We start from the raw sequence: 16,745 nt of genomic DNA on the forward strand, positions 1-16,745 counted from the left end.
TCCTTTTTCCTGCAGCCTCAACAGCTGCCACTAGCTAGCGAACGGCCCGTACCCTCAACAGTGCAGTAGAGCCACTCTCCACCCTGTTGGCCTGCAGTTGCAGAACCGTCATAACCCTCGATCTAGCGCTCACAGTTACCTCACCAGCGCTGGTGGTAACAACCTACCTGCCACTTTCCAAATCCAAGACGAAGCACCCATCCTGTTAAACAACCAGACGCTGGGCCTGCGTGAATGAGCCGCCAGATAGCCACTACAGCCAAACTCAGGCCTTTGCTTACCCGGGCCTCTGCATCTTGAACAGACGAAGCCACCCTAGGTTAAGTCTTGGGTATTACAAAGTATGCACGCTTTTCCAACAATCACAAAGTGAGCCAGCGTAGAAACCAAGTAAAGAGCAGATTCAACCCGGTTTTGCGCCTGGCAGCAAGATAAACTTTTTAAAAAATTATGATAGACAAGCGCGCCATCGGCCTGACTGCCGTCTAAGGATGAGCCAGCTCCTCTAAACGCTGACGTAGGGATTTACTCTCTGAAGAGAGATAACGGAGCCCCTGCTTGGCAAAATTGGCCGCCAAATCACGCTTACCCAGCTGCCAATAGGACTCCGCGAGCAGCAGATAGAAACGCGGCTGTCGGCGATTGATGCGCAGTGCGCGCTCACTGCGTTCGATCGCCTCCTGCCACTGCCCGGCCGTCTGAGCCGCGAGCGCCTGGTTGTAGAGCTCCACCAGCAGCGGCTCACTGCCAGTCACACTCGGCGAAGGTTCGGGCATTGTCTGCTTGGCACCTGTATCGCCGGCCACCGCCCCCGGAATCTCCGGCGGTTGATCGGACAGCGCCGTATTGGCACAACCGGCCAGTAGCTGCACGCCCAGCAGTAACAGCAACACACCACCAGCTCGTTGTATAAATTGCGCAAGCACCAGTTCTCTATTCCTCTTTTATTCCCATAACGGCCTATTCCCACAATCGCCGCCACCAGGGGTTGCGCCGCTGCTGCAGCCGATTACAGGCAGCCCTGGCCTCTGGCTCGCTACCCCGGCGCAACGGCAACAGAATCGCGCCGCGGCAGTCGGGGCCACTCAACAGGCCGGTGCTGGCATCCACCCAAAAGTAGTCGATGGCACCCGGCTTGACCCGGGCAATCGACTCCGTTGGAAGATGTTCCAGTATATTGCGCCACACCGGTAGGGCTCCGGTGGCACCGGTAAATGGCAGCGCCTGGTTATCGTCCTGACCCACCCACACCACAGCGAGATCCGAACCCGAGTAGCTGGCAAACCAGCTGTCCCGCTGATCATTGGTGGTACCGGTTTTAGCGGCCAGGGAGAGACTCTCGGGCAGAGCGTTATAAAGACCGCGGCCGGTGCCCTGGTGCGCCGTGATCTGCAACGCGAAATCGATCAGATAGGCGGTTTCCGAATCGATCCCCTCCCGCGCCGTTAACGGGTACCTCTGCAGCCGCTCACCCTCGGCAGAGTAGACCTCCCGGATCGCCCGCAGCGGGGTGTAGATACCCTCATTGGCCAGGGTGTGGAAGTAATTACTAACCTCCACCGGCGAGAGATCAACCGCACCCAGCAATACCGAGGGCAGCTCCGGAATATCCGCCGCCAAGCCGAGACTGTGCAGGGTATCGATCACCTCATCGACACCCACCTCCAACCCCAGTCGGGCCGCCGCCTGATTGTAGGAGTTGGCCAACGCCTGGTACAGGGGTATCAGACCATGATCGGTGTCGGTGAAGTTCTTGGGCGCCCACACCGCACCGGTATCCTGGGTATAGGCTACCGGGCCGTCGTCCAGTATCGACGCCAGAGTGTAACCCTCTTTCAGAGCGGTGGCGTAGAGTGCCGGCTTAACCAGTGAACCGATCGGCCGACGGGCGTCCAGCACCCGGTTAAAGCCGTGATAACGAGGGTTGCGATCACCTACCGCCGCCTCCACCTCGGCACTGCCAACGGCGGTGATTACCGCGCCAACCTGCAAACTGCTGGCAGGCAGATCGTAGTCCCGCTCCAGGCGACCAAGCTCCTTGGCCACCGCCTGCTCGGCCAGTATCTGCACACTGGGGGCAAGAGTGGTGTAGATCTGCAAGCCTTCGGACTGCAACAGCGACAGCGGATAATCGCGCAACAGCTGCGCCTTCACCAGGCCGACAAACGCCGGGAAGGCGTGTTGACTGGTGGGCGAGGAGACCAAGCCCAGCGGCTGAGCCTTGGCCCGCCCCATCTCATCGCCACTGATGAGACCGGTATCGCCCATCACCTGCAGCACTACGGTCCGCCGTGCCAGCGCCCGTTCCGGATGCTGCCAGGGGTTGTAAAAGGAGGCCCCCTTCACCAGACCCACCAGCAGGGCGATCTCCTGAGTGTTGAGATCAGCTACCGGCTTGTTGAAATAAAATTGTGCCGCCAGGGCAAAACCGTGAATGGCACGAGAGCCGCTCTGCCCCAAATAGACCTCGTTGAGGTAGGCCTCCAGTATTTCACTTTTGCTGTAGTGCCACTCCAGTGACAGGGTCATCGCAGCTTCGGTCAACTTGCGCGACAGACTGCGCTCGTTGCTCAGAAACATGTTCTTCACCAGCTGCTGAGTCAGGGTACTGCCCCCCTGCACCAGCCCGCCCGCCCGCAGATTGGCCCACATGGCCCGGGCAATGGCCTTCAGCGACACCCCGTTGTGGTGCATAAAGTTGCGGTCTTCCACCGCCAACAGGGTTTCACCCAGCAGCGGTGGAATCTCCTGCAGGCGGGTGAGAATACGATCCTCGCCACTGGCGGGATAGATGGCGCCAATCTCCTGTGGCTCCAACGTGAATATCGAATCGCGCGCGTAGAGATTGGCCACCACCGGCAACTCCCCCTCGGCCAGAGTAAGCTGAATGCGCTCGGCAGGATAACTCTGCTGGCCAATAGTGAAACTGCGGCGATAGAGATCGAGGGTATGGCCCTGCCAGCGCATCTCGCCGGGTGAGTGCACCTGCTTGACCGGACGATAGTTGAGCCCCTGCAGCTCCAGCTGCAGCATCTCGCGCGAAAGGGACGCGCCCTGATAGAGCTCCAGTGGCCGGGCATAGAGTCGGGCGGCCAGCTCCCAGCGGGCACCGTCAAAGCGGTTGCGCACCGAGTAGTCGAGCCAAGCCCACACACCCGCCACCAGCACCAGCGCCAGGCAGATTCCCCAAGCCAGAACACGCAGTAAGAGACCGCGCAGAGGCGAGGAGGACTTTTTTCGGGAGCGGGCGCGCGGTTTGGCTTTTTTACGACGGGAGGGAGATTTTTTAGCTACCATGGCGCGGGAGTTTAGCTACCTGCTTGAAAGAATGCACTGAATATTCACCCAACTCAGAAACCCGAAACAAAGCGTTTCACGACGCGGAGATTGCCAGCCTGGAGTGAAACTCTTAAGGTTAGCGCGCGGGGCTTACCGCCCTTGCGTGTGACCAACAGCCATTAGGAAAGTGCAGTGAAACAATACGATATTTACGCCATTGGCAATGCTCTGGTGGATACCGAAATCGAGGTGAGCGATGCCGATCTGGAACGTTTTGGCATCCAGAAAGGTTTTATGACCCTGGTCGATGAAGCGCGTCAAAACGAGCTGACCGACTTACTGCAGGATCACCTGGTGGCGTCGCGCCGCGCCAGTGGTGGCTCCGCCTGTAACACCGTGATCGCCGCCAGCTACTTCGGCGCCAAGACCTTCTACAGCTGCAAGCTGGCCGAGGACGACAACGGCCGCTTCTACTTGAACGATCTGGAACGCGCCGGCGTCGACTATCTGCCGGCCTTTGCCGAACACCCCGGCACCAGCGGCAAATGCCTGGTGCTAATCACCCCCGATGCCGAGCGCACCATGAATACCTTCCTCGGCATCAGCGCCACGGTCGGCGCCGAACAGCTGCACGCCCCCGCCATCAGCCAAGCGAAAATTATTTATATAGAGGGCTACCTGGCCGCCTCCGACTCCGCCACCGAGGCGGTTTGCCAACTCAAGCAGCAGGGCCAGGCCAACGGTGCTCAAATCGCGCTCACCTTTTCTGATCCGTCGATGGTCAACTACTGCCAGGATAATCTGCGCACCATGATTGGCGACGGCGTCGACCTGCTCTTCTGCAATGAGACCGAAGCCCTCGACTTTACCGGTAAAAGCACATTGGCCGAGGCCGTTGAAGCACTAAAGCCACTGTGCAAAAAATTTGCGCTCACCTTGGGAGCGAAAGGGGCACTGGTTTACGATGGCGAACAGAGTTACCAGATCGCAGCGCACGCTGTGCAACCGATCGATAGCAACGGCGCCGGCGATCTCTTTGCCGGTGCGTTTCTCTACGCCATCAGCCACGGCCACACTTTTCCGGAAGCCGGCGCCCTCGCCAGCCTCGCTTCTGCAACACTGGTGACGCAATTTGGTCCGCGCCTGGACCCAACCCAGTACGAAGCAATCCGCCAACAGGTGCTGGGGGCATAGAAGCCAGGCACCGTTAACACAAAAATAAATCCATCCGCCAACTTGGCAAAACCAAGTTGGCGAAATTTGGTGTCGGTCACTATTTTTCTCTTGCGTTTTAGAGGCCCGGTAGTAGCATTGAGGCGTTTAAACGTCGGTCATCTCTTGCAACTTGTCACAGCTACTTATCACGTCCACCTCTAGAGCGTTACTCCAACACCCCCAGCGGTGCCGCGTCTTGTGTACCAAGCATCAAACCGTCTTTAACGTTTTCGGAAACTCAAAGCATTCCGTTTTGGGTCTCTTTTTCAATCCAGTCTTCGGCTAGAGACACTTTAAAAAACAGGACAACAGTCATGGCTAAATCTATCGGTACCGTAAAATGGTTCAACGAGACCAAAGGTTTCGGTTTTATCTCTCAGGAATCAGGCCCGGATGTTTTCGTTCACTACAGCGCGATTGAGGGCGACGGTTTTAAATCCCTGAGCGAAGGGCAAAAAGTAGAAATGAACGTCACTGACGGCAAGAAAGGCCCACAAGCAGAAAACGTCGTCGCCATCTAAGTAGCACCCGTTTTCCATGCCGCGCTGGCCGTGGCGATTTATCCACAGCCAGCCGCAATCCTCCTACCAATCTCCTAACCAATCCCCCGCCCATCTCACCCGCCAAAAGGGTTGCTGCACCTGCACACTTGCTTCATTATGGCGTCTGCTCAGTTTTTCAAAAACGGCCACAGTTGAATCGCGGGGCCACCAGGCAGCGATAGGGGAAGGTTATGATACGAGCTGTATTTAATCGAAAAGGCGGTGTCGGCAAATCCACAATCACCTGCAACCTTGCTGCCGTCGCTAGCGCCCGCGGCAAAAGAACGCTGGTTATCGATATCGACCCGCAGGCCAACAGCACCAGCTATCTCGGCCAGGACGGCAACGACAATGTGGTCGGCATGCCGGAGTTTTTTGATTCCCAAATTAATTTCAGTTTTCGCGATTTCGGCGCCGACGATTTTGTCCGCCCCACCCGCTTTGAAAATCTTTTTTTAGTCTCTGCCAATCAGGATCTACTCGACCTGGAGTCGAAGCTGGCCGCCCGCCACAAAATTTATAAACTGCGCTCCTTTCTGGAAGAGCTCAGCAACCTATACGATGAAATTTATATCGACACACCACCGATATTAAATTTCTATTCACTGTCGGCTCTGATCGCCTGCGAGCGCTGCCTGATCCCTTTCGATTGCGATATCTTCAGCCGCGATGCGCTGTTTGAATTGGTAGGCAATATTCGCGAGGTGCGGGAAGATCACAACCCCAACCTGATGATTGAAGGGGTGATCATTAATCAATTCACGGCCCAGGCAAAATTACCCAGCCAAGCGGTGGAGGAGCTGAAAAAAGAGCAGCTGCCTATTCTGGAGCCGTTTATCTCCAGCTCTGTGAAAATTCGCGAGTCCCATCGCGAACACACGCCCATGGCTTTTTTAATGCCGAAGCATAAAGTCAGCCAGGAGTTTGCCGCCCTCTACGATACCCTCTCGGGCAATGCGACTGAGACGACGGAAATCGACAACAAAGCGTCGATGACCGCCTAACAAAAATACCTAACGCTCTTTTAACCAGGCGGCCACCTGCGGCGCAAAGTAGGTGAGAATGCCATCGGCACCAGCGCGCTTAAAGGCCAGCAGCGACTCCAAGGCCACCGCTTTCAGATCCAACCAACCCTTCTCACCCGCCGCACAGAGCATGGCGTACTCGCCGCTGACCTGATAGGCGTAGGTGGGCGCACCGGTGGTGGTTTTCACCCGGTGCACCACGTCCAAATAGGGCATACCCGGCTTCACCATCACCATATCGGCACCTTCGGCCAGGTCGAGACTCACTTCGTGCAACGCCTCATTGCCGTTGGCCGGGTCCATCTGATACGTGTATTTATTGCCGCCTTTAAGATTGCCTGCCGAGCCCACCGCGTCGCGGAAGGGGCCGTAAAAGGCCGAGGCGTACTTGGCGGAGTAGGCCATGATCAAGGTGTTCACAAAGCCGCTGGCCTCCAACTGCTCGCGAATAGCGCCGATACGGCCATCCATCATGTCAGAGGGGGCGACGATATCCGCCCCGGCTTCGGCGTGGGAGAGCGCCTGCTTTACCAGTGTGGCGACGGTCACATCATTCAGCACGTAACCACTCTCATCAATAATGCCGTCCTGGCCGTGGGTGGTGAACGGGTCCAACGCCACGTCGGTCATTACCCCCAACTCCGGGTAGGCCTGCTTGAGGGCGCGCACCGCCCGCTGGGCCAAACCGTTGGGGTTGTAGGCCTCTTCGGCCAGCTCCGTCTTCGCCGACAGGGGCGTTACCGGAAAGATGGCCACCGCCGGAATGCCCGCCGCCACCCAAGCCTCCGCCTCGGCCACCAGCAGGTCGATCGACAACCGCTCCACCCCCGGCATGGAGGCCACGGTCTCGCGCTTGCCCTCCCCCTCCAAGACAAACACCGGGTAGATAAGGTCGTCCACCGATAGCGTGTTCTCGCGCATCAGTCGTCGGGAAAAGTCCTGGGCACGCATGCGCCGCATGCGGGTGGCGGGAAAGGCTCTCATAAACAATACTCTTTAAGATCGGTTGCAATAAATTGTTCACAGGGAGGCGATGGGCTCTCGTCGTGAAACATCTATTTGCTAAGAAGTGCTAAGCAGCTTCTATTTTTTAGCTATTAGAAACTAATTTTAAATTACAAAACCAAATTAACTATCGGTTTCAGTGGGCTCTTAACCACTAACCCACAGATTTCGTGAATAGCACTGAATATAAACTGTGGATAATGAAGCCTAAAAGTCACAAATCGTCGACCCACCCTCAATGGCTACTTTTTAACCACTGTAAATTCTGCGTAACAACTGCCCACTTTCTGTTTCCTAAGTTAACAATCGGTCACTTATTTTTGACTGCTGGTAACACTCAACCCAATTAGCCTGCACTTATTGTGCACTGCAATATGGCTCATCGGGTCAACGACAGAGCACATGTTAAAGTTATTTCTAGCTTTTGTGGATAAACCTGGCGTGAAACATAAGCCATCCACCGCTAGCCGGGAGGCTCGGCTCTTGACTAATGGCGGCGCCGGTGACCCGAAAAACAGCTCAAATTCACCTGTCGAGCGGTAATTAGCACCGGTAGCCTGTTGGCTATGTAGGCCGACTGTATTAACCAAAAACAGGCCAACCCCAACGAGACGGCACCAGTTAAACCGATTTTTAACAACTGGCCCCTTCACCTGCCGGCAACCTAGGCAATGAGCCCCAGGTTAGCCACCATGAGATACGGGACGGCCACACCCAAATAGTAGGGCCAGGGGAGAAGCCCCATAAACAGCGTAGAAAATGACAGTACTACGGTCAGTGCCAGCAGCGACGGCAACAGCTAAAGTTTTTCGAGAGCCATGACATCTTGTGCTTAGCGACCTAGCAACGCCTGCCCGGGTAAAAAACTCCGATTACGCACCACAGAGGCTAAAGGTCTGCACAGAAGCACCCGCCTAGTTGAACATCTCCATTAAGCGCAGACCCGGGTCATCGGCGCGCATAAAGGCCTCGCCCACCAAAAAGGTGTTGACGTTATGGCCGCGCATGGCGGCGACATCATCAATGGTGTGAATACCGCTTTCGGTTACCACCAGGCGATCGGGGGGAATGAACTGCAACAGGTCGAAGGTGGTATCGAGGGAGACCTCAAAGGTGTGCAGATTGCGGTTATTGATACCAACAAGACGGTTGGGCAGCTGCAGGGCGAGCTCCAGCTCTTCGTGGTTGTGTACCTCCACCAATACGTCCATACCCAGCTCCAGAGCCAGGCTATTGAGCGCCTGCAGACGTTCCGGCGCCAGACAGGCGACAATCAGAAGAATGCAGTCGGCTCCAATGGCGCGCGCCTCCAACACCTGATACTCATCGACAATGAAATCCTTGCGGATAACCGGCAGGCTGGCCTCCAGACGCACCTGCTGCAGGTATTCATCCGCGCCCTGAAAAAAATCGACATCGGTTAACACCGACAAGCAGGCAGCGCCACCACGGGCATAACTACGGGCGATCTCGCCCGGGTAGAAATCTTCGCGAATCACACCTTTGCTGGGCGAGGCCTTTTTAATCTCGGCAATCACCGCCGCCTGGCCAAGCGCCAGTTTGTTTTCCAGCGCCTGCACAAAGCCGCGCGGTTGATCGCCATTGGCGGCGATTCTTTCCATCAGTTGCTCGCGACTGACACGCGCTTGGCGTTCGGCAATCTCTTCAAACTTTCGCGCGACAATTTTCTTTAATACGGTAGGCGTGTTCATTGAACTGTCTCTTCGGTAACTGCTGTAACTATGACCGGGCTAAAACGGGTTGTGTGGTAAAACGGCTAGGCCTTAAAGACGCCACTAAAGGCGACCAGCTCGGCCAGCTTCTCCCGCGCCAGGCCGCTGCCGATGGCATCCTGGGCCATGCTGACGCCGTCGGCCAGAGAGCCGGCGACACCGCTAACGTAGATCGCCGCGCCGGCGTTAAGGGCGATAATATCCAGCGCCTTCTGCGCCAATTCGCTCCTATCGTTGGCCAAGGCCTGGCGAATTAACACCAGGGACTCCTGGCAGCTGGCCACAGTCAAGCCATCGAGCGACTGCTGTTGCAGGCCAAAATCCCTGGGGTTGATGGTGTACTCGGTGATTTCACCCTGCTTGAGTTCGGCCACCTGGGTATCGGCGGCGATGGAGATCTCATCCAGGCCATCGCTGGCGTGCACCACCAACACGTGTTCACTGCCCAGGCGCGCCAGCACCTCGGCTAGCGGCCGGCACAACTCGGCGGAGAAGACACCCAGCACCTGACGCTTGACGCCGGCCGGGTTGGTGAGTGGCCCCAGCACATTAAAGACGGTGCGCAGGCCCAACTCCTTGCGCGGGCCGATGGCGTACTTCATGGCACTGTGATGGGCCGGGGCAAACATAAAGCCGACGCCAAGCTCGCTCACCGCCCGGGCGACCTGCTCGGGCGTCAGGTTGAGATTGACACCGGCGGCTTCCAGAAGGTCGGCACTGCCGGTGCTGGAGGAGACAGAGCGGTTGCCGTGCTTAGCGACATGGCCACCGGCCGCGGCCACCACAAAGGCAGCCGCAGTGGAGATATTAAACAGATTGGCACCGTCGCCACCGGTGCCACAGGTGTCGACCAGATGCTCGGCGTTGATCTCCACTCGGGTGGCCAGCTGGCGCATCACCTGGGCGGCGCCGGTAATCTCGTCGACGGTTTCACCCTTCATGCGCAAAGCCACCAGAAAGCCACCAATCTGAGCGTCGGTGGCCTGGCCGGTCATGATCTGGGTCATCACCGCGCTCATCGCCTCAGTGGTTAAATTGCGCCCGGCCACCACTTCATTTAAGGCTGTTTTGATATCCATAGCAGACTTCTCCTAAGCGCTGATGAAGTTGTGCAGCAGGGCGTGGCCGTGCTCCGAAAGGATCGACTCCGGGTGGAACTGCACCCCCTCGATGGCCAGATCCTTATGGCGAATACCCATGATCTCCTCCACCTCGCCAGACTCTGTTTGAGTCCAGGCGGTCACCTCCAGGCAATCGGGCACACTGGTTTTATCGAGCACCAGTGAGTGGTAACGGGTGGCGGTGTAGGGGCTCGGCAGGCCGCGAAACACACCCAGGCCAGCGTGGTGAATGAGTGAGGTTTTGCCGTGCATAATCTGGCCGGCACGAACAATGCGGCCGCCAAAGGCCTGGCCAATACTCTGGTGGCCAAGACAGATACCCAACAGAGGGATCTTACCGCCCAGCTCTTTAATCACCGCCAGCGAGACGCCGGCCTCATCCGGGTTGCCGGGCCCGGGCGAGATAACAATTTTTTTCGGCGCCAGCTCGGTGATCTCGGCCACACTCAGTTCGTCGTTGCGGATCACCTTCACCTCGGCCTTCAGTTCGGCCAGGTACTGCACCACGTTGTAGGTAAATGAATCGTAGTTATCAATCATTAAAATCATCTTGGCCGCTCCCCTATAACACCATGTCCACTGCCCGGAACATCGCCCGCGCCTTATTCATGGTCTCCTTCCACTCCAACGCGGGTTGGGAGTCCGCCACAATACCGGCCCCGGACTGCACATAGAGGGTGCCGTCTTTGATAACCGCGGTGCGAATGGCAATGGCGGTATCCATATTGCCGTTCCAGCCGATGTAACCCACCGCACCGCCGTAGATACCGCGCTTCTCCTGCTCCAGCTCGTCGATGATCGCCATCGCCCGAATCTTGGGGGCACCGCTGAGGGTGCCGGCCGGCAGACTGGCCTTGAGCACATCCATCGCCGACAGCCCCGGGCGAATCTGGCCGGTGACATTGGAGGTGATGTGCATGACGTGGGAGTAGCGCTCCACCACCATTTTGTCGGTCAGTTTGACGCTGCCGGTCTGCGCCACGCGACCGACATCGTTGCGCCCCAGGTCGATCAGCATCAGGTGCTCGGCAATCTCTTTCGGGTCGGCCAGCATCTCCTGCTCCAGGGCCAGATCCTCCTCCTCGGTGCGGCCCCGGCGACGGGTGCCGGCAATCGGGCGCAAGGTAACCTCGCCGTGCTCCAGGCGCGCCAGAATCTCTGGGCTGGAGCCCACCACCTGGTGATCGCCCAGGTCGATAAAGTAGAGGTAGGGCGAAGGGTTGAGGTTGCGCAGCGCCCGGTAGAGGTTGAGCGGCGAGGCACTGAACGGAATGGAGAGGCGCTGGGAGAGCACCACCTGCATGGTATCCCCGGCCAGCACATGGTGTTTGATCGACTCAATGGCGGCGTGGAAATTCTGCTCGCCAAAGCTGGAGGTGAACTCCGCTTCACGGGCGTGCTCACCGGTGAGTTTAATAGTGTCGGTCGCGGGTGCCGGCTGCCCCAGGCGGGCTTGCAGTTCGTCCAGGCGCGCTTGCGCCTGTTGATAGGCATCGGCCTGGCTGGCATCGGCCACCACAATCAAAATGATTTTGCCGGCCAGGTTATCGAACACCAGCACCTCTTCCGAGACCATCAGCAGAATGTCGGGGGTGCCGATCACATCCTCATTGACGCTGGCCTTCAGCTTGGGCTCGACATAGCGCACGCAGTCGTAGCCGAAGTAGCCCACCAGGCCGCCGTTGAACACCGGCAGGCCGGGCAGCACCGGCACGTGGTAGCGGCTGCGGAACTCTTCGACGAAGGCCAACGGGTCGGCCAGTTGATAGGACTCCACCAGCTCCCCCCGGCAGCGCACCTCCACCTGTTCACCACGGGCGGTGAGCACAGTTTGCGCGGGCAGGCCAATGATGGAGTAACGCCCCCACTTTTCACCCCCCTGCACCGATTCAAACAGATAGGAGTGTGGCCCCTGGGCCAATTTCAGATAGGTGGAGACCGGAGTATCCAGGTCGGCCAGCACCTCCCGGTAGACGGGAATGCGGTTATAGCCTTCTTGCTGTAGTTGTTCGAACTGTTGCGGCGTCATCTCTCTGTTCCTGAGCAACGGCCGGTCGATGAGTTGCACTGTGCAGTGGTAAAGACCAGCCAATCTTTGAGTTTGGTTGCAAACCGGAGCGGGTCCGGCGATGCCCCGCAAAAATCAACAGCAGCTATCGACAACTGGGGGCAGGAGATCAGGTTAGCGACGCCATCGCCAAGCGTGATGGAGGACATTGGCCATCAGGGGGAGGGAAAACTGTGTAGTTTGGCTCTGTAACATTACGGTTCCAGCTCGGCAATTACGCAGGGCGGTAAGAAAGAGGCGCTAGTTTAGCCAGCCTCGGCTTGCCCGTCCAGCCTCAAGCGGGCGCAAGCAGCTCGGCCAGATTGTCACCCAGCCAGAGCGGGCCGAATTGACTCAGATCCTCCCCCCGCGCGTAACCATAGCTAACCGCCAGGCAGGGCACGCCCGCCCCTTTAGCGGCGAGCAGGTCGTTGCTGGAGTCGCCCACCATCAGCGCTTGCTCGGGCGCCACGCCATATTCAGCCAAAAGTGTGGTTAGTGGCAGCGGGTGTGGCTTGCGCTGGGCCAGGCACTCGCCGCCCAGTAGACGCGAGAAGTAGTGATCAACCCCCAGGCTCTGCAACATGGCCGGCACAAATTCGATGGGCTTGTTGGTCACCACCGCCTGTGCCACGCCGCGTTCGGCCATAAAATCCAACAGTGCGCGCACCCCGTCAAACAGGCGCAGGTCGCACTCGGCGGTATCGGCATAGTGGCGGCGAAAGCCAGCCAGGGCGCGGTCGAACAGTGCCTGGCCCAGGTTGGCATAATCGAGCGCCTGCTCCACCAACAACCGTTGCCCGCCACCCACCCAGGTGCGCACCCGGGCCTCACCGGCCGGTGCCACACCCAGCTCGGTCAACAGCCGGTCCACCGCCAGAGCGATGCCGGGCACACTGTCGACCAGGGTGCCGTCGAGATCGTACATCACCAGCTGCGGCAAGCCGCCCAGAAGTACCTGTAAACGGTTGCCGCTCATCAGCACCCCTTCAGTTGCGACTGGGCCAGCTGTTCGCGCAGGGCGGCAATGGCCAGAGCGTAGTTGGCCTTACCAAAGATCGCCGAGCCGGCAACAAAGGTATCGGCACCGGCGGCGGCGATGTTGGCAATGTTATCGGCGGTCACACCGCCATCGACCTGCAGGCGAATGGCTTTACCGGTGGCATCGATGGCGGCGCGCGCCTGGCGCACCTTATCGACCACGTAGGGGATAAATTTCTGGCCACCGAAGCCCGGGTTAACCGACATCAACAGCAGCATATCCAGCTGCGGCAGCAGGGTTTTAATGCTGTCGACCTCGGTCCCCGGGTTGAGCACCAGGCCCGCCTTGCAGCCGGCATCTTTGATCAGCTGTAGGGAGCGGTCGACGTGGCGGGAAGCCTCCGGGTGAAAGGTGATATAGTCCACCCCCACCGCCGCAAACTGGCTGATCATCTCATCCACCGGCTCCACCATCAGGTGGACATCAATGGGGGCGGTGATACCAAAGTTGCGCAGCGCCTTGGCGACCATGGGGCCCACCGTCAGGTTGGGCACATAGTGGTTATCCATTACGTCGAAATGGATCATGTCGGCGCCGGCGGCCAGCACGGCGGTGACCTCCTCCCCGAGGCGGGCGAAATCAGCCGCTAAAATAGAGGGAGCGATTACAAAATCAGTCATAGCATTCACCTTAACGACAGCCCCTCCATGGCCAGAAACTTGATTGAAGTGAGAAAACAGAGCAACCCCCTGACGCGCATTGCCCGGGGGGCGCGCATTGTACTCAAATCTGCCGCGCTTGAGCAAAAAACACGCACCCTGGCGGCCAGCCTGGTGTTGATTGCCGGTGCGACGCTGCCCCAAACCAGTTTTAGCCAAGCGGCCAGCAGCAGCGAAAATAGCAGCGCAGCCAGTGCCGACAAACCCGGTGACAACACCACCACCCAAGCCACCCAAGCCACCCAAGCCACCCAAGCCAACGATACCGCCAGCAACAGCGTGACGGCGACCGCAAACCGGGTGGGTAGCCCGCCGGACCACGCCCTGGAGTGGCTGGCGGCAACGCTGCGTACAAAAGACCCAACCACCCAGGCGCACTGGCTACCGGTGGCCGAACAGGAGTTTCTGGCACTGCTGCGCCCGGCGCAGCAGCCCACCAGTCGCGGCCTGGTGATTTTACTACCGGGGCGAGAGCAGCACCCCGACTGGCCCGACCTGATCCACCCGCTCAGGGTAGAGCTGTCCGATAACGGCTGGACCACCCTGGCCCTGGAACTGCCCAGCGCCCAGCTGCCCGTCACCCCACCCCGGCCACAGCCGGCGGAGGTAGACGAGCCACTACCCACCGATGCCACCGACTCCGACCAGCTGCAAGCCAATGACGCCCCAGCCCCCGACGCGACCTCAGCCGCCAACCCGCCTGCCACACCGGCTCAGCCGGCTACGCCAGACGTCATAACCACCCCCCCGATCCCGGTGGACGCCCAGGTGGAGCAGCTATTGGAGGCGGCCCTGGCTCTGGCCAGAGCTGAAAACCGCCACATCACCCTGGTTGGGGTCGGTGAAGGGGCCTACTGGGCCACGCTGTTGGTAAGCCGGCTGACACTGATGGAGGAGGAAAACGACGAAACTAACAGGAGTGTGGTGCTCAAACTGGTGTTGCTGGATGCGCGGGATCTGCCCAAGGCCAGTGATCCACGCTTGGACCAGCTGCTAACACGGCCACTGCCGGTGCTCGACCTGACCGACGACCTCAACAGCCAGCCGACCCGGGAGCGGCGCCGCGCCGCCAACCGGGTGGGTTACCCCGACTACACCCAGCAGGAGCTGATGCGCGGCAGCCCCGAGCAGGAGCGGCTGGTCAACCGGGTACAGGGCTTTTTGACGCGCTAGCCGGCCAGCCGCCGGCGCAGCGTCGCCAGCCGCTCGGGAGTACCCACATCCAACCAATAGCCGTCGTAAACCTGGCCGCTTAGGCGGCTCTGGGCGATGGCCCAATCAAACACCTCTTTCAGACCGAAACAGTCCCGCCGCTCGGGGTAGTCCGCCACCAGCTCCGGGCGCAGCAGGGCGATACCGCTGTAGGTGTAGGCTGGCGCGCCGACCAAGCGCTGGCCTACCCGGTTGGCCGCACAGCTGAAGTCGCCGCTGGGGTTGTGCTCGGGGTTGGCTACCAGAATCAGATGCCCGAGCGTCTCGGACGGCAGTGTCAGTGCGGCCAGCTCCGCCAGGGGTAGGTCGCACCAGACATCGCCATTGACCAGCAGAAATGGCTCGGCGCCCAGCAGGGCCAGGGCGCGATTAATACCGCCGGCGGTCTCCAACGGCTCCGCTTCGCGGGAGAAGGTAACCACCAGACCGTAATCACTGCCATCGCCGATGGCATCGACAATCTGCTGGCCCAGATAAGCGGTGTTGATCACCACCTGCTCAATACCCGCCGCCCGCAGACGGCGCAGATGGTGGCCGATCAGGGTATCATCGGCCACCTGCAACAGGGGCTTGGGGGTAGTGGCCGTTAACGGTAGCATGCGGGTGCCTTTGCCCGCCGCCAGCAGCATCGCCTTCACTCGCTTACCTCGGTTACAGGACGATACCAGGGCTGCTGCTCAATGACAGGCATCAGCTGCGCCAACAGTTCGCTGAGGGCGGCCAGCTCCGGGTAGCGGCCGGCGGTCTCCTGCACATAGTGCAGCACCAGCGGCAGATCCTGCAGATAACCCTGCTTGCCATCGCGCAGCGCCAGGCGAGCGAAAATACCCAGTACTTTAAGATGCCGCTGCAGGCCAGTGAGATCAAACCAGCGCAGGAACTGGGCTGGGTCAACCGCCGGCAAGAGACCGGCGTCGCTGGCCAGCTGCGCGTAGCAGAGCGCCCAGCGCTCCACCCGGGCGCGTGGCCACTGGCAATAGCAATCCTTCAACAGCGACACCACATCGTAGGTGAGCGGCCCCCACACGGCACCCTGAAAGTCGATGACCGCCAGTGGCTGGCCGGGCTGCTCCAGCAGGTTGCGGGAGTGGTAGTCGCGGTGCACCAACACCTGCGGCTGAGCCAGGGCATTGGCCACCAGCTCAAAAAAGATCGGCTCCAGCACTGCTGGCTCCAATTCAACACCGAGCAGCTGGCCGGCAAACCACTCCGGCATCAGCGCCATCTCTGTCAGGAGCATGGCTGGGCTATAGCTGGGCAGGGCGATGCGATAGGGGCGCAGCTGCTGCAAAGTCATGAGCTCCATCAATGCCTGGGCGTAGAGACAGTCGCTGTTTTCCGGCTGCTCCTGCAGACTCTGCCACAACAGCTGGTCGCCAAAGTCCTCCACCAGCAACCAGCCCCGGCTCAACTCCTGGGCATAGATCACTGGGGTATGAACACCACCGCGACGCAGGCTATCGGCCAACTCTATAAAGAGGGCGCTGTTCTCGGTGGCCGGCGGCGCATCTACCGCCAGCACCGGCGGCACCAGGCCGGCCACGCGGAAGTAGCGGCGAAAGCCGGCGTCGCCACTGAGTGGCTGTAGTTGCAGGGTTGTTGTGGTTGGCCAACCCAAGCGGTCGGCGCTGGTCTGTACCCAGTCGAGCAGGGCTGTATCGGTTGTCGTTGTCATACAATTTTACGGTTCCACCCCAAGGTTCGTGTAAGCCTACCACAGGCCAGGCCCCTGCCAAGCCAGGCCTGCCTGGAAAAGTTTGGTCACGGCAATTCACTTTTTAGTGTGTGATTGACTTCAACTGTGACCACCCTTTCCGTAGAATCTGCGCCTGTTTGCCGAAGTCACCCTGTTTAGGCGCCCCCTA

15 protein-coding genes are annotated in these 16,745 nt (G+C 59.3%); 4 read left to right on the forward strand and 11 right to left on the reverse strand.

The window, feature by feature from the left end; genetic code table 11:
• Positions 1–485 precede the first annotated feature (485 nt).
• Complete coding sequence (locus tag SBL51_RS07955; protein ID WP_317930366.1) at positions 486–926, reverse strand: tetratricopeptide repeat protein; 441 nt, start codon at positions 924–926, stop codon at positions 486–488.
• 34 nt (positions 927–960) lie between these two features.
• On the reverse strand, positions 961–3,297 hold the full coding sequence (mrcB, locus tag SBL51_RS07960) for a penicillin-binding protein 1B (protein WP_317930367.1): 2,337 nt from the start codon (positions 3,295–3,297) through the stop codon (positions 961–963).
• A 174-nt stretch (positions 3,298–3,471) separates the two neighbouring features.
• Here mrcB and SBL51_RS07965 point away from each other — a divergent pair, with 174 nt between their 5' ends.
• The 3 genes from SBL51_RS07965 to SBL51_RS07975 all read left to right on the forward strand — a co-directional run bounded on the left by SBL51_RS07965 (position 3,472) and on the right by SBL51_RS07975 (position 6,040).
• A complete protein-coding gene (locus SBL51_RS07965; protein ID WP_317930368.1) occupies positions 3,472–4,473 on the forward strand; it encodes an adenosine kinase in 1,002 nt (333 codons plus the stop codon).
• 335 nt (positions 4,474–4,808) lie between these two features.
• On the forward strand, positions 4,809–5,015 hold the full coding sequence (locus SBL51_RS07970) for a cold-shock protein (RefSeq protein WP_317930369.1): 207 nt from the start codon (positions 4,809–4,811) through the stop codon (positions 5,013–5,015).
• Between the two features lie 212 nt (positions 5,016–5,227).
• Positions 5,228–6,040, forward strand: coding sequence for a ParA family protein (locus tag SBL51_RS07975; protein WP_317930370.1), 813 nt, complete (start codon positions 5,228–5,230; stop codon positions 6,038–6,040).
• A 9-nt stretch (positions 6,041–6,049) separates the two neighbouring features.
• Here the strand turns inward: SBL51_RS07975 and hemB are convergent, their stop codons facing one another.
• From hemB to rpe, 7 genes are all read right to left on the reverse strand, one after another.
• The gene (gene hemB, locus SBL51_RS07980; protein WP_317930371.1) at positions 6,050–7,045 is read right to left on the reverse strand and encodes a porphobilinogen synthase; all 996 of its coding nucleotides are present in this window, start codon (positions 7,043–7,045) and stop codon (positions 6,050–6,052) included.
• A 935-nt stretch (positions 7,046–7,980) separates the two neighbouring features.
• Positions 7,981–8,778, reverse strand: a complete 798-nt coding sequence (gene trpC / locus SBL51_RS07985) for an indole-3-glycerol phosphate synthase TrpC (protein ID WP_317930372.1) — start codon at positions 8,776–8,778, stop codon at positions 7,981–7,983.
• A gap of 65 nt (positions 8,779–8,843) precedes the next feature.
• Positions 8,844–9,878, reverse strand: a complete 1,035-nt coding sequence (trpD, locus tag SBL51_RS07990; protein ID WP_317930373.1) for an anthranilate phosphoribosyltransferase — start codon at positions 9,876–9,878, stop codon at positions 8,844–8,846.
• Positions 9,879–9,890: 12 nt separating this feature from the next.
• A complete protein-coding gene (locus tag SBL51_RS07995; protein WP_317930374.1) occupies positions 9,891–10,469 on the reverse strand; it encodes an aminodeoxychorismate/anthranilate synthase component II in 579 nt (192 codons plus the stop codon).
• 13 nt (positions 10,470–10,482) lie between these two features.
• Positions 10,483–11,949 carry an anthranilate synthase component I gene (trpE, locus tag SBL51_RS08000; protein WP_317930375.1) on the reverse strand — a complete coding sequence of 489 codons (1,467 nt, stop codon included), beginning with the start codon at positions 11,947–11,949 and terminating at the stop codon, positions 10,483–10,485.
• A 313-nt stretch (positions 11,950–12,262) separates the two neighbouring features.
• Positions 12,263–12,946 (reverse strand): phosphoglycolate phosphatase, encoded by a 684-nt coding sequence (gph, locus tag SBL51_RS08005; protein ID WP_317930376.1) that lies wholly within the window; start codon positions 12,944–12,946, stop codon positions 12,263–12,265.
• On the reverse strand, positions 12,946–13,629 hold the full coding sequence (gene rpe / locus SBL51_RS08010; RefSeq protein ID WP_317930377.1) for a ribulose-phosphate 3-epimerase: 684 nt from the start codon (positions 13,627–13,629) through the stop codon (positions 12,946–12,948). Before rpe ends, gph begins: the two co-directional genes overlap by 1 nt.
• A gap of 27 nt (positions 13,630–13,656) precedes the next feature.
• Between rpe and SBL51_RS08015 the strand changes: the two genes are divergently transcribed.
• Positions 13,657–14,841 (forward strand): DUF3530 family protein, encoded by a 1,185-nt coding sequence (locus tag SBL51_RS08015; protein WP_317930378.1) that lies wholly within the window; start codon positions 13,657–13,659, stop codon positions 14,839–14,841.
• Here the strand turns inward: SBL51_RS08015 and murU are convergent.
• Positions 14,838–15,509, reverse strand: a complete 672-nt coding sequence (gene murU / locus SBL51_RS08020; RefSeq protein WP_317930580.1) for an N-acetylmuramate alpha-1-phosphate uridylyltransferase MurU — start codon at positions 15,507–15,509, stop codon at positions 14,838–14,840. The two genes, SBL51_RS08015 and murU, sit on opposite strands and share 4 nt — an antisense overlap.
• Positions 15,510–15,514: 5 nt before the next feature.
• On the reverse strand, positions 15,515–16,555 hold the full coding sequence (locus SBL51_RS08025; RefSeq protein WP_317930379.1) for an aminoglycoside phosphotransferase family protein: 1,041 nt from the start codon (positions 16,553–16,555) through the stop codon (positions 15,515–15,517).
• Between the last annotated feature and the right edge of the window lie 190 nt (positions 16,556–16,745).

This window comes from Halioxenophilus sp. WMMB6, assembly GCF_033283405.1.
Classification (GTDB): Bacteria; Pseudomonadota; Gammaproteobacteria; order Pseudomonadales; family Cellvibrionaceae; genus Halioxenophilus.

Bases quoted from the DNA above. Each gene is read 5' to 3' on its own strand.
- mrcB (WP_317930367.1), bottom strand. From the start codon at position 3,297: ATGGTAGCTAAAAAATCTCCCTCCCGTCGTAAAAAAGCCAAACCGCGC.
- SBL51_RS07970 (WP_317930369.1), top strand. From the start codon at position 4,809: ATGGCTAAATCTATCGGTACCGTAAAATGGTTCAACGAGACCAAAGGT.
- SBL51_RS07975 (WP_317930370.1), top strand. From the start codon at position 5,228: ATGATACGAGCTGTATTTAATCGAAAAGGCGGTGTCGGCAAATCCACA.
- hemB (WP_317930371.1), bottom strand. From the start codon at position 7,045: ATGAGAGCCTTTCCCGCCACCCGCATGCGGCGCATGCGTGCCCAGGAC.
- trpC (WP_317930372.1), bottom strand. From the start codon at position 8,778: ATGAACACGCCTACCGTATTAAAGAAAATTGTCGCGCGAAAGTTTGAA.
- trpD (WP_317930373.1), bottom strand. From the start codon at position 9,878: ATGGATATCAAAACAGCCTTAAATGAAGTGGTGGCCGGGCGCAATTTA.
- SBL51_RS07995 (WP_317930374.1), bottom strand. From the start codon at position 10,469: ATGATTTTAATGATTGATAACTACGATTCATTTACCTACAACGTGGTG.
- trpE (WP_317930375.1), bottom strand. From the start codon at position 11,949: ATGACGCCGCAACAGTTCGAACAACTACAGCAAGAAGGCTATAACCGC.
- gph (WP_317930376.1), bottom strand. From the start codon at position 12,946: ATGAGCGGCAACCGTTTACAGGTACTTCTGGGCGGCTTGCCGCAGCTG.
- rpe (WP_317930377.1), bottom strand. From the start codon at position 13,629: ATGACTGATTTTGTAATCGCTCCCTCTATTTTAGCGGCTGATTTCGCC.
- SBL51_RS08015 (WP_317930378.1), top strand. From the start codon at position 13,657: ATGGCCAGAAACTTGATTGAAGTGAGAAAACAGAGCAACCCCCTGACG.
- murU (WP_317930580.1), bottom strand. From the start codon at position 15,509: ATGCTGCTGGCGGCGGGCAAAGGCACCCGCATGCTACCGTTAACGGCC.
- SBL51_RS08025 (WP_317930379.1), bottom strand. From the start codon at position 16,555: ATGACAACGACAACCGATACAGCCCTGCTCGACTGGGTACAGACCAGC.